General features: G+C 41.5%; 14 protein-coding genes. 8 read left to right on the forward strand and 6 right to left on the reverse strand.

Going from position 1 to position 11,963, the window contains the following annotated elements:
• Positions 1-25: 25 nt before the first annotated feature.
• Positions 26-2,173 carry a phosphoribosylformylglycinamidine synthase subunit PurL gene (gene purL, locus BLP52_RS03115; protein ID WP_091708632.1) on the reverse strand — a complete coding sequence of 716 codons (2,148 nt, stop codon included), beginning with the start codon at positions 2,171-2,173 and terminating at the stop codon, positions 26-28.
• 138 nt (positions 2,174-2,311) lie between these two features.
• Entirely contained in the window at positions 2,312-2,671 is a 360-nt protein-coding gene (locus tag BLP52_RS03120; protein ID WP_091708634.1) for a DUF192 domain-containing protein, read from the reverse strand.
• An 84-nt stretch (positions 2,672-2,755) separates the two neighbouring features.
• Between BLP52_RS03120 and yciH the strand changes: the two genes are divergently transcribed.
• The 7 genes from yciH to BLP52_RS03155 all read left to right on the forward strand — a co-directional run bounded on the left by yciH (position 2,756) and on the right by BLP52_RS03155 (position 8,183).
• On the forward strand, positions 2,756-3,064 hold the full coding sequence (gene yciH / locus BLP52_RS03125) for a stress response translation initiation inhibitor YciH (protein WP_023844901.1): 309 nt from the start codon (positions 2,756-2,758) through the stop codon (positions 3,062-3,064).
• 138 nt (positions 3,065-3,202) lie between these two features.
• Positions 3,203-4,345 (forward strand): cysteine desulfurase NifS, encoded by a 1,143-nt coding sequence (gene nifS, locus BLP52_RS03130; RefSeq protein ID WP_238380700.1) that lies wholly within the window; start codon positions 3,203-3,205, stop codon positions 4,343-4,345.
• A 23-nt stretch (positions 4,346-4,368) separates the two neighbouring features.
• The gene (locus tag BLP52_RS03135; protein ID WP_091709160.1) at positions 4,369-4,737 is read left to right on the forward strand and encodes an iron-sulfur cluster assembly scaffold protein; all 369 of its coding nucleotides are present in this window, start codon (positions 4,369-4,371) and stop codon (positions 4,735-4,737) included.
• 32 nt (positions 4,738-4,769) lie between these two features.
• Complete coding sequence (locus BLP52_RS03140; RefSeq protein WP_091708636.1) at positions 4,770-5,138, forward strand: transcriptional regulator; 369 nt, start codon at positions 4,770-4,772, stop codon at positions 5,136-5,138.
• A complete protein-coding gene (locus BLP52_RS03145; RefSeq protein WP_394328626.1) occupies positions 5,089-6,351 on the forward strand; it encodes an Nre family DNA repair protein in 1,263 nt (420 codons plus the stop codon). Before BLP52_RS03140 ends, BLP52_RS03145 begins: the two co-directional genes overlap by 50 nt.
• A gap of 105 nt (positions 6,352-6,456) precedes the next feature.
• The gene (locus tag BLP52_RS03150) at positions 6,457-7,494 is read left to right on the forward strand and encodes an inorganic phosphate transporter (protein ID WP_091708639.1); all 1,038 of its coding nucleotides are present in this window, start codon (positions 6,457-6,459) and stop codon (positions 7,492-7,494) included.
• The gene (locus BLP52_RS03155) at positions 7,491-8,183 is read left to right on the forward strand and encodes a TIGR00153 family protein (RefSeq protein ID WP_091708640.1); all 693 of its coding nucleotides are present in this window, start codon (positions 7,491-7,493) and stop codon (positions 8,181-8,183) included. The genes BLP52_RS03150 and BLP52_RS03155 overlap by 4 nt, the downstream gene beginning before the upstream one ends.
• A gap of 26 nt (positions 8,184-8,209) precedes the next feature.
• Here the strand turns inward: BLP52_RS03155 and BLP52_RS03160 are convergent, their stop codons facing one another.
• Together BLP52_RS03160 and purC are read right to left on the reverse strand one after the other, a co-directional pair.
• Positions 8,210-9,658 carry a phytoene desaturase family protein gene (locus BLP52_RS03160; protein WP_091708642.1) on the reverse strand — a complete coding sequence of 483 codons (1,449 nt, stop codon included), beginning with the start codon at positions 9,656-9,658 and terminating at the stop codon, positions 8,210-8,212.
• Between the two features lie 26 nt (positions 9,659-9,684).
• Positions 9,685-10,398 (reverse strand): phosphoribosylaminoimidazolesuccinocarboxamide synthase, encoded by a 714-nt coding sequence (gene purC / locus BLP52_RS03165; RefSeq protein WP_091709162.1) that lies wholly within the window; start codon positions 10,396-10,398, stop codon positions 9,685-9,687.
• Between the two features lie 177 nt (positions 10,399-10,575).
• Between purC and nikR the strand changes: the two genes are divergently transcribed.
• Complete coding sequence (gene nikR, locus BLP52_RS03170; RefSeq protein ID WP_023844892.1) at positions 10,576-10,998, forward strand: nickel-responsive transcriptional regulator NikR; 423 nt, start codon at positions 10,576-10,578, stop codon at positions 10,996-10,998.
• 9 nt (positions 10,999-11,007) lie between these two features.
• Here the strand turns inward: nikR and BLP52_RS03175 are convergent, their stop codons facing one another.
• Together BLP52_RS03175 and BLP52_RS03180 are read right to left on the reverse strand one after the other, a co-directional pair.
• Positions 11,008-11,367, reverse strand: a complete 360-nt coding sequence (locus tag BLP52_RS03175; protein ID WP_091708644.1) for an ArsR/SmtB family transcription factor — start codon at positions 11,365-11,367, stop codon at positions 11,008-11,010.
• A 72-nt stretch (positions 11,368-11,439) separates the two neighbouring features.
• The gene (locus tag BLP52_RS03180) at positions 11,440-11,847 is read right to left on the reverse strand and encodes a bacteriohemerythrin (RefSeq protein WP_091708646.1); all 408 of its coding nucleotides are present in this window, start codon (positions 11,845-11,847) and stop codon (positions 11,440-11,442) included.
• Positions 11,848-11,963 lie beyond the last annotated feature (116 nt).

The following is an 11,963-nucleotide window of genomic DNA, read 5'->3' on the forward strand; positions in this document are numbered from 1 at the left end:
TTATAAAAATGAGATGTGATGATGGTTATTCCATCATCAAATTCATGAGGCTTTCTCTTGCCTCTTTTATTTCTTCAACTGTTAATTCTTTCTTTGAATCACCGATCTGAATGCTCAGACTATTTCCGCCAACATTACCAATGATTGTGTATGGAATTTCTCCAAGCATCTCTTTTACAACATCCGGTTCAGAAGTTGCTATAATCGCTCTTGCATATGATTCTGAGAACAGGATGTCATCGGTTCTTAGGCCCTCTGCAATACTGCTAAGGTCAACTTCAGCACCTGTCTTCTCACACATTTCTGCAAGTGCAACCGCAATTCCACCAAGTGAAACATCGTGTGATGCGGTTACCTTTCCGCTTTCTGCAAGGTTGATAAGTGCGTCTATGACAGCAGTCACGTTCTCAGGAACCTGTGGGGCTTTTCCATCCTTTTTCATTCCTATGATGTTGTAGTACTCAGAGCCTCCGAGCTCATCGGATGTGCTTCCTACCAGAATTATTGTGTCGCCTTCATTTGAGAAAACTCCTGCTGGTGCTTTTGTCACATCTTTGATATAACCTGCAAGTCCGATAGATGGTGTCGGGACAATTGCTGTCTTAAATTCACCACTCTCATTGTACAGGGATACATTTCCACCGACAACAGGTATTGACAGGTCTCTTGCAGCATCCCCAAGTCCGAGAATTGCGTGCTTGAACTGCCAGTATATGTCAGGTCTTTCCGGGTTTCCGAAGTTCAGACAATCTACAATTGCTATTCCGCGTGCACCTTTCACTGCAAGGTTCATTGCGTTCTCAACAACAGTTCCTTTACCGCCTGAATATGGATCAAGGAGTGTGTGTCTTGGGTTACAGCCACATGAAAGCGCTATTCCCTCGTTTCCGTCAATCCTTAATATGCCTGCATCATCACCTGGTTTTGTAACAGTTCTGACCTGAACTTCATGGTCGTACTGCCTGTAGATCCATCTCTTTGATGCTATATTGTGTGATGACAATACATCGAGAATTGCTTTTTTGATGTCTGCCGGAAGTTCCGGTTTATCCCCTATGTCACGTTCTTCAGGGGCAGTTGATGGACGCTCAAAAGTTGGTGCACCTTCTGTCAGGAGTTTGACCGGAATTTCTGCTGCAATTTCTCCCTGGAACTCTACTGTATAGTTAAGTTCCTCTGTAAGTTCACCGATCATACTTCCGTTAAGGTCGTATTTCTTTGCGATCTCAAGTACTGCATCAACGTTCTCAGGTTCAACTTCAAGGAGCATACGTTCCTGTGATTCTGCGATGAGTATCTCGTATGGTGTCATGCCACTTTCACGAAGAATAACATTGTCTGCAATAATCCTCATTCCAAGGTTTCCCTTTGCTGCCATCTCTGAACTTGCACCGGCAAGTCCTGCTGCTCCAAGGTCTCTGCATGATTTCACGTATCCTTTTCCTATGGCTTCAAGTGTTGCCTCGATAACAAGTTTCTCTGTGAATGGATCACCGATCTGGATACTTGGCCTGTCCTCTGCTTCAGAATCTTCGGAAAGGTCTCTTGATGCGAAAGATGCACCGCCAAGTCCGTCTCTTCCTGTGGTGGAACCCATAAGAACAAGTTTGTTACCTGCTTTCTGTGAGCATGCGGTCACAACATCCTTTTCACGTGCAAGACCCACTGCAACCACGTTTACAAGAGGGTTTCCGCTGTATGATTCGTCAAAGAATGCTTCTCCACGCACTACCGGGACACCGATACAGTTTCCGTATCCTGCAATTCCTTCGATGATGTGCTCAAAGAGATAGAGGTTCTTCGGGTTGTTAAGCGGACCGAAATAAAGTGGGTCCATAAGTGCAATTGGTCTTGCTCCCATTGAAATGATATCACGCACAATTCCGCCAACACCAGTTGCAGCACCGTTATATGGGTCAACGTATGATGGGTGGTTGTGACTTTCCATCCCTATTGCAAGTACCCATCCGTTTCCAAAACTGATAATTGCTGCATCGTCACCAGGACCGATTATAACCTTGTCTCCGGTGGTTGTAAATGTTTTAAGCAGGGGTGCGCTTGAGCGGTATGAACAGTGCTCGCTCCACAGATTAAGGAAGCATCCCTGTTCAACAAGATTAGGTTCTCTTCCCATTTTCTCTGTTATGATCTTTAAGTCATCTTCAGGTAACATTCATGTTCCTCGGTAATTGAGTAATTATAATATGGTGATTCTATCAGGGCTTTAAAGAACCCGGAATGTAATAAACATTTCTTTGAACAGGTTTTAACATCTGTGTGTATTTATGTGTTCCATGCAGCTTTTTACAGTCTACAGGCATTGATTCTCAAATTCGAAAGTATCCCCCGGTTTAATCTTTAATTTTTCAGATTTACCATGAGACGTTTCGATGATGTATTTTACCTTTCCTTCGCAGGAGCAAGTACCTATCCAGGCCTTAAGACCGGATGTTTTTATGACCTTTTTTTTATCGTCAAGGAAAATAGCATCAATTGGATAATTGACAAATAGCATATGCAACGAAACTCTCTGGGGTTTCTTCATTACAAATACCAGAGCATAGTCCTCAGGTATCCTCTTACTGAACATAAGTCCCTTGATATGCTTTAGGGTGTTACAGGCAAAATCAACGTCCGTTGCTACCTCTTTACCATTAGATTTTAATATCATCGAAGTTTTACTCTATTCATCTATTTAATTAAATGCATATGGAGTGTTTAAAATAGATAATAATGTCGGAGGAAATACCACAAGATGAGTTCAGAAATGTGTTCAGTCTGCGGACTGCCCAAAGAACTTTGCATTTGCGAAGAAGTGGCAAAAGAGCAGCAAAGAATAATTGTCAAAGTAAATAGAAGAAGGTATGGTAAAGAAGTAACAGTTGTAGAGGGTTTTGATGCCCATGAAATTGATCTTCATGAACTATCTACTTACCTGAAATCTAAATTTGCATGCGGTGGAACTGTAAAAGGAAATTCTGTTGAGCTTCAGGGAAATCACCTGACCCGCATGAAAGATGTTCTTATTGCAAAAGGATTTTCTCCAGATCAGATCAAGGACTAATATTATTCTTGCGTGTGTGTGCAGACACACACATTTTTACAGCAGTTAAGCTGACCATATTCTTTAGCATATTTGCTGAAGGATATTTATTTATTGAAGTCTTCTCTTATTATTATAGATACTATGAAAAGGATCTATATGGACCACAGTGCAACAACTCCAGTCGACCCGCTGGTTGTAGACGCAATGTTACCTTTTTTTACTGAGGCCTTTGGCAATGCTTCAAGTCTTCACTCATTTGGAACCGAAGCTGCAGATGCTTTATCCCTGGCACGCAAACAGGTTGCGGATGCCATCGGAGCCCATCCGGAAGAGATAATATTCACATCCGGTGGGACAGAATCTGATAATCTTGCAATAAGGGGTGTGGTTCCATACAATAACGGAAAAAAACACGTTATTACTTCTGTCATCGAGCATCCGGCAGTTCTCAACACATGTGCTTTTCTTGAAGAACTGGGGCATGAGGTCACATATGTTCCGGTAGATGCTGACGGTGTAGTTGATATGAATATACTTGAGAAGTCTATCAAAGAAAACACCGCTCTTATATCGGTTATGCATGCTAACAACGAAGTTGGTACTATCCAGCCCATTGAAAAAATATCTAAAATTGCAAAAGAGAACAATATCTATTTCCATACGGATGCTGTGCAGAGTGTGGGGAAGATCCCTGTTAATGTGGATGATCTGGGCGTGGATATGCTCTCTATTTCATCCCACAAGATACACGGTCCCAAAGGAGTCGGAGCTCTTTATGTCCGCAAGGGAACAAATATCAGTCCGATTGTTTTTGGTGGGAATCATGAAAAAGGAATGCGTTCAGGGACTGAGAATGTTTCCGGTATTGTGGGATTTGCAAAAGCAATGGAACTTGCAGTTAAACTCCTGGATGCTGATTCTATACACATGACCCGGATGCGTGATTCACTCATTAGCAGGGTATTTGATACTATTTCCGATGTTCGCCTGAACGGGCATCCTTCCAGACGCCTTCCAAACAATGTTAATATGAGTTTCAAATACGTTGAAGGCGAATCCATGCTAATGCTGCTGGATATGCAGGGAGTTGCAGTATCCACGGGTTCGGCATGTTCTTCAAAATCACTGAAGGCTTCGCATGTGCTCAGTGCTCTGGAAATAGAAGATGAGTTCATACACGGTTCCCTGAGGATGAGCCTAGGAAGGGAGAATACCATGGATGATATTGATTATGTGGTCGACGCTTTGCAGGAAACAATTGCTAAATTAAGAGCAATGTCTCCGCTTGCTGGCAAATAACTATGGATAAAAGGAGGAGTGGTTTGTATTCTAAAAAGGTAATAGAGGAGTTCAGCAACCCGGCAAATGTCGGGGTTATTGAGGATGCTGATGGTGTGGGAGAGATAGGAAGCACAATAGATGGCGATATAATAAATATATCCATAAAGGTTAAAGACAATATACTGGAAGATGTTAAGTTCAAAACTTTCGGTTGTGTTGTTGCAATCTCCACATCAAGTGCTGTTGCAAAGCTGGCAAAAGGGAAAACAGTTGATGAAGCCATGGCACTGACAAATGAGGATGTGATAAACTACCTTGATGGTCTTCCTGAAGGAAAGGACAGGTGCTCAGGTTTTGCTCTTGACGCTTTGAAAATGGCAATTGAAAATTATACTCATAAAAGTAAATGACAGTACATTATAACAAAAAAAGGTGACTTTCTGTGAAAACAACATGTGAGATCATGGTTCAACGTGTATTGCCTGCTATTCGTGCAGAACTTGCGAGATGTATGATATGGGAACACGGGAAGAACCAGCAGGAAGTTGCAGAGATACTTGAACTCTCAAGAGCTGCAGTGTCCCAATATTTGAATGATAAAAGGGGCGCTGAGGTAGATTTCTCTGAAGATGCCCAGCAGGAGATCCAGAGGTTTGCAGCGAAACTAATTGAAGGAATGAGTTCCCGGGAACAGGTTGCAGGTATGTGCAACGTGTGTAAATTCGTTCAGCGCTCCGGCTGGCTGAATAAAAATGAACCGGATGCAGGATATTGTATCCTTTGCGGAGACAGCGAAGTCATTGACTCCTAATCTTTGCATAAAATGCAAGGGCAAAGGTCTTTGTGGAAGGCCATACTGCCCTATCCTTGAAAAATTCAAATCCATTGAATCAGTGGTTCCAAGATCATCAGGAGAGACATCCATATTCGGAGCATCTCCTCCTTCTGTTTTTGTTGGCAGGTACAACTATCCGAATGTGATGGCAGGGCCAATGATTCCTCCGCAGCTTTGCGGGGATGATGCAATGCAGCTTGAAGACCCCAAAGCATTGCTGAAAATGGGTATACAGGATGTCATAGCTTCCCGCTCCCAGCTTGTAAGGGCAAATACCGGGATCAATGTGAAAAGAGCCCGTCTTCCTGATAATCCTCTTATCGAAAAATCCCAGGAACTTGCGCTTTCAAAAAATCCGGTGGATACTGAGGCATGGTTCAATAAACCCATCAGTAACAAGCTGAAATTCGATAATGTGTTGACTCCTATGGGTCCGTCAGGTGACCTTAAGAAGTTCGATATAACTGAGAATCCGAAGGTTCCCAAAAAAGTGGATTCTCTTGTCTATGACGATGATGCTCTGGCAAAAGATGCCATATCAGAACTCTGGGATGGCAATATCCCTGCCGAACATATCTCACGTCTGCTTTCAATCGGTCTTTTAGGTCAGGAAAGAAAACTAGTCCCGACACGCTGGTCAATAACAGCGGTTGATGATATGGTTGGAAAAGACCTTCTTTCTGAGATAAGGGATTATCAGCAGTTAAGTGAGGTAACTGTTTTCAGCGGCGGTGTTTTTGGGAATCACTTTGAGATAATCCTGATCCCACGTATGTTCTCTTTTGAACTTATCGAGGTATGGATGCCCCGTACTGTCTGGTCAGGCGGCAGTACATGGATAGAAGCGGATCACGAGGGTTTTGGGGGAAAAAGGAAGTATTCTAATCTGGCAGGTGGTTACTATGCAGCCCGCCTTGGTGCCCTTGAATATCTTAGCTCCATAAAAAGACAGGCTACAGTTTTCATGGTAAGGGAGATCCGTCCTGAATACTGGGCTCCACTTGGAGTATGGGTTGTAAGGGAAGGTGTGAGGGAAGCTTTCAGCAGGGAGCCGGAAAAATTCGGATCTGTTGAACATGCAATTACGAATATTTCCAGCCGTTTGAAGACCGATAGATCAAAATGGATGGCTCAGGCAGCTATGTTGCCGGACGTCCGTTTCCAGCGAACATTGGATTCTTTCTTCTAAATAGCTCTATATATCTTATTTATCACTATATAGTATATAGTACTCACATTTATGTTCCTGTTTTTACTTTGCCATACTAAATCTATATAGTGGAGAATATTATCGATGAGTCTTTTTGATCCTCTCGTATTGTTACTGGTTGCAGCAGGTCTGTATATGGCATGGAACATTGGTGCCAACGACCTTGCAAATGCCATGGGAACGTCAGTAGGCAGCGGTGCGTTGTCTATAAAACAGGTAATTATCATCGCAGGTATTTTTGAGTTCGGGGGTGCTGTGCTTTTTGGAAAGAGAGTAACTTCAACCATCGCCAAGGGAATCGTTCCAATTGATTCCATTAGTGCAATAGATCCTCATCTTGTGGCCATAGGTATGCTTGCAGCAATACTTGCAGCAGGTTTCTGGATCACTCTTGCCACGTTCTATAATCTGCCGGTGTCCACAACTCACTCAATAGTAGGAGCAGTTCTTGGGTTTGGTCTGACGGCAGGCTATTATGGAATGATAGGTTACAGTGAGATCAAATGGGATGTTCTCACCAAGATCGTAGGTAGCTGGCTTGTATCACCTCTTCTTGGAGCTGTAATTGCTTATATTATATTCACTTTAATCAGATATTTCATTCTTCAGAAAACCGATGATCCTTATATCATTGAAAAAAAATTCGTAGTTCTCCAGACAATGACTGCATGTTATATTGCTTTTGCACATGGTTCCAATGATGTTGCAAACGCAGTAGGTCCGATCTATGCAGGCCTTAATTCTCTTGATATGGCAGGGGTGAGCGTTCCTCTCTGGGTGATGGTACTTGGAGGTATTGGAATGGTTGTTGGACTTGCTACATGGGGTTATCGTGTCATTGAGACAATAGGAACACGTATCACAGAACTTACCCCTACCCGAGGTTTTTCAGCAGAATTTGCAACAGCTTCAGTAGTTGTACTTCATAGTTACAGTTCTTTACCAATATCAACCACACACACCCTTGTAGGTTCAGTAATTGGTGTAGGTCTTGCAGGCGGTCTTGCAGCGGTTGATTTAAGTGTTATCGGAAAGATAGTTGTTTCCTGGATAGTTACCGTACCCGTAGCAGCTCTTACATGTGCACTGATATTTGCGGGACTGTTGGGAGTTGGAATATGATCAAAAAAGAGTATATTCGTTCCGTATTGAATGTATTTGCGAGTTCACCGTTCAAGCCTCTTGTAATGCATGCCAACAAAGGCGGGGATTGTGTGAGAAAGCTCAACGAGTCTTTGCAGGCTTACTGCAATGGTGATATGGAAAAGGTCGAAGCCCTGAACAAGGAGATCGATGTTATAGAGCATGAAGCAGATGTCATAAAGCAGACCATCCGTTCTGAACTATCATCTTCTATTATGCTTCCTGTACATGCAAATGACCTGCTTAATTTCCTGAAACCACAGGACTCGATATCCGATGATGCCCAAGAAGTTGCATTCTGGCTTACTGTAAGGAGACTTGAAGCACCAGATGAGATTCGCGTAGGTTTTAACGACCTTATGAACAAGACTCTTGAAACAGTAGAGCTTTACGAGGATCTTGTGTCTACATTGGGTGAGCTTCTTGAAACATCCTTTAGTAAAAGAGATGTTGAAGATACTCTTGTACTCGTAACAAAAGTAGAAGAAATGGAGCACCAGGTCGACATCATAGAAAAGGAACTTGTTAAACAGATATTCCGTAATGAAGATGCTATTGGTGCACTCGGTGTCTACCATCTGGCTCGTCTTGTAAGGGGTATAGGCGATATCGCTGACAAGGCAGAGCATGCAGCCGACAGATTAAGAACAATGGTTCTGAGAAGGTGATCTTCCTTCTCCTATATTATTTTTAGTTATTTGTGAAGACAACTGTCTTCATTCATCTTTTTCAGCAATTCCACAACAGAATAAGCTGCACGTGTTACACCCATACTTCTTTTATCAGTATCAGTTCCTGCTGCATATAATCCCTTAATGGGCGTTCTGACATCGGCAAAATACCCATCAATGGTAACTGCAGCCTTTTCAGGGATTGTGATCTGGTTGTGTGTCATTTCAATGTGATTCTCAATTTTCGGAATTGCCTTATATATTGTGTCATATGCCTTTTTGATCTGCACATCTTCATTACTATCAGCTTTGAGGATAAATGAAAAACCTACAAGCTGTTTGCCTTTAGGTGCCAGTGAAGTGTCGTAGTTGCTTATTGGCATTGCCCAGTATGGTGAATCCTTGAACCATATCTCAGAACCGATATAATTGAAATCATCTATCACAGAATCAAGTCCTGTCCATATGGTCAGGCTCTTTGTGTGTGCAACTCTTTTGAGATCCTGAATATAGACATTCGGAAGACTTTCTATCATATTCGGCAGGTCTGTGACAAATCCTGTGTAGATCACTTTGTCAGCCCTGTATACCTCATCAGCTTCAACACCGACTACTTTTCCTCTTTCAGTGATTATCTTCTTTACTTCACAACCGGTCTTTATCTCCACTGTGTTTGGCAGAGAGAACAAAACAGCGTTAAGTATTCCTTTCAATCCCTTTCTTGGATAACCCTGTGAATAGTTCACTTTATTGGTGGCCAGTCTTCCAAGTGATGTGAATGGATTGGATACTTTGGTAAGTTTCGCCTGCAGGGATGTATGAACATTTGGTGGCAGGAATGATTTAGGGACTGGCTCAGGGCTTATTTTTTCGTTGTGCTTAAGTATACTTTCAAGCTGTTCCTCTGGAACACTGTCCCTTACAAAACTGCTTCCTGTAAGAATCCTCTGGGCAGAAGTCTGTTTCATATCCTTGCCTGAAAGGAAATGGCAGATGGTATCAATAAAATCATATGTATCTGCTGTCAGGTTAGTTGGCATAAATTCATATACGGACTCTTTGGACAGGTCAGTTCCAAATGTGGAAAGAGTTAGTGCCTTGGTAATGGCCTGTGTGAGCATTATCCTGTCTTTACGTGGTAGAACATCGAATGTAACAAATTCCTTCACATTGGAAGGTACTTTCATGAAATTATCTTCTGTTCTCACAAAATAATTGCCATATTCTTCAAAGACCGGCTGGTAATCAAAATAGTTATCCATAAGCCTTCTAAGAGGGCCGACTTCAAGGTGTGTGATGGCGTGAGCACCTGTATCTACCTGGAAACCATCAACTATGTAGCTGTTACAGTTACCGCCAACAAATTTACTTTTTTCAAGAACAAGTACTCTATTTCCGTGTTTAGATAGGGTGAGTGCGGATAAGAGTCCACTTATACCGGCACCTACAACTATCACATCGTAATCTTCCATCATTTCCCCTCATTACGATAGCGTTCTTATTCGAATATTTCTGGCACGATACGCTTTGCAACTTCCTCGTATGCTTTTGAAAGATCTCCTTTATCAAAGCGGAAAATATCCTTATCCATTGACTTACCTGTGCTCTTGTCCCAGAGGCGGCATGTGTCACATGATATCTCATCGGCAACAACGATCTTGCCATCCACTCTTCCAAACTCAAGTTTGAAGTCAGGGAGCAGGAATCCTTTCTCATCAAGGTAGCTCTTCAGTATCTCATTGATCTTAAGAGCCATCTCACGTATCTGTGCGACCTCTTCATAAGTAGCAATGCCCATTGCAACAGCTATGTCCTCATTCATCATAGGGTCGCCGTGTTCATCGCTCTTGTAATCCATGACAAGTACAGGTGTCTTGAAAACAGTTCCTTCCTCAATTGGATATTTGCGGGTAATAGAGCCTGCTGCAATATTTCTTGGGATCACTTCAATTGGAATAATCTCTACAGCACGGACAAGCATCTCATTGCCGGATTCCATACCAAGGTAGTGTGTTGGAATTCCTTCTTCTTCGAGCATTTCAAAGAGTTTTCTGGAGATCTGGGCGTTGTAATAACCTTTTTTCTCAGCTTCACTCTTCTTTTTACCGTCAAATGCAGTAAGACTGTCTCTGAACACTGATATTAACTTTTCAGGGTCTTCTGTTTTGTATATGGTCTTTGCTTTTCCTGAGTATAATTCTTCTGTTTTCATCTGCATCATCCTTTTAGCAGTATTGTTATTGATTATTTATTATATAGATGTCCTATAATTATTTATGTCTTAATTAATGTATCATTTATGTACTAGAAATGCATACTAAATGTTATTATAGTACTGTATTAATAACTACATTGTTTATTGCGTTTGATTATTTTATAGGTGAACCATATGGAACAGGAACTTATGCGTATTGGGGTATCGCTTCCCGAAAATCTTCTTACTAAATTTGATTCTATCATTGAACAAAGGGGATATTCATCCCGTTCAGAAGGTATCAGAGATTCTATCAGGAACTATATTACCCATTACGAATGGATGAGTGACGTTAAAGGAAGGCGTGTCGGTACTATCACATTGATTTATGATCATACCAAGCGTGGCCTTTCAAGCGCTCTCACCGAGATACAGCATGATTACTCTCATATTATAAAGTCTTCCGTCCACATTCATCTTGACCATGACAACTGTCTTGAAGTTATCATACTTGATGGTGAAGGTGAGGAAGTAAAAGCAGTTGCAGAAAGGACTATGGCACTGAAAGGTGTCAATTATGTCAAGCTTAACACAGCGCTTCCTGCTGAGAAAATATAAATTTCACAATTAAATTCCTTTTTTGAATGAGGAGTCAATGCTCCTCAATAATTTATCTCCGGTCTCCGTAAGATAGTATATCTGGAAGTTCTTATCTCGTCTTGAATCCACAAGGTCTGCGTCCTTAAGAAGTTTCAGATGGTATGACAGTGCTGAATGTTTATAGTCTGTTATCTCAACAAGCACACATACACAAAGCTCGGTTACCTGAAGCGCTTTGAGAATTCGAATTCTGACAGGATCGGACAGTACTTTGAAAACAGATACAAGATTGTCTACATTCTCTTTCATAACAGCATGGACTTCAAGTGATGTAGAGTCCGGAAGAATGTATGGTTCCTGAATTATGTTTATGTCCTGCTCAGTCATATCTTGACTAATTAGGTTTAAGTAATTAATATGTTTTGACTAAAGTCCATCAAAAACAAATTTTAAAAAGGTCTATTTCAGACCTTTTTCTATGAAAAGAGATGCATACTTCTTATCAGTAAGCTGTATGTGACCTACAAGCCAGTCTTTGAGGAAGTTGAGGATCTCATAACTGATACCGGCTTTTTCGTTCTCATAGTCTTTCTTGAATGAGAGCACTTTCTCTACAAACTTTTCATGTTCCAGCTTGTGTTCTTCGTAGTCAGGGTAAGCAAAGCGCTTCATATACTTTTCTTCAGTTGTGAAATGGAATTTTGTATACTCTGCCATCTTATTTATGATCTCAAGAGTGACTTCTTTGCTTTTTGCGTTCTTCATTGCATCATGAAGGTCATTTATCATACCCACGAGGACTTTATGCTGGTCATCGATCTCTTTTATTTGAATACTGTATTTGTCTGACCATGTAATGAGTGCCATTAACTATCACCAGCTAGTAATTGGCATAGAAATATATATACATTATTATAATTCAAAACAATGGTAAATTCAAAAATGTCTTCTGATTTACATTGTTTCAAATATCCATAGTCCTC

Source organism: Methanolobus vulcani, from assembly GCF_900100715.1.
GTDB classification, from domain to species: domain Archaea; phylum Halobacteriota; class Methanosarcinia; order Methanosarcinales; family Methanosarcinaceae; genus Methanolobus; species Methanolobus vulcani.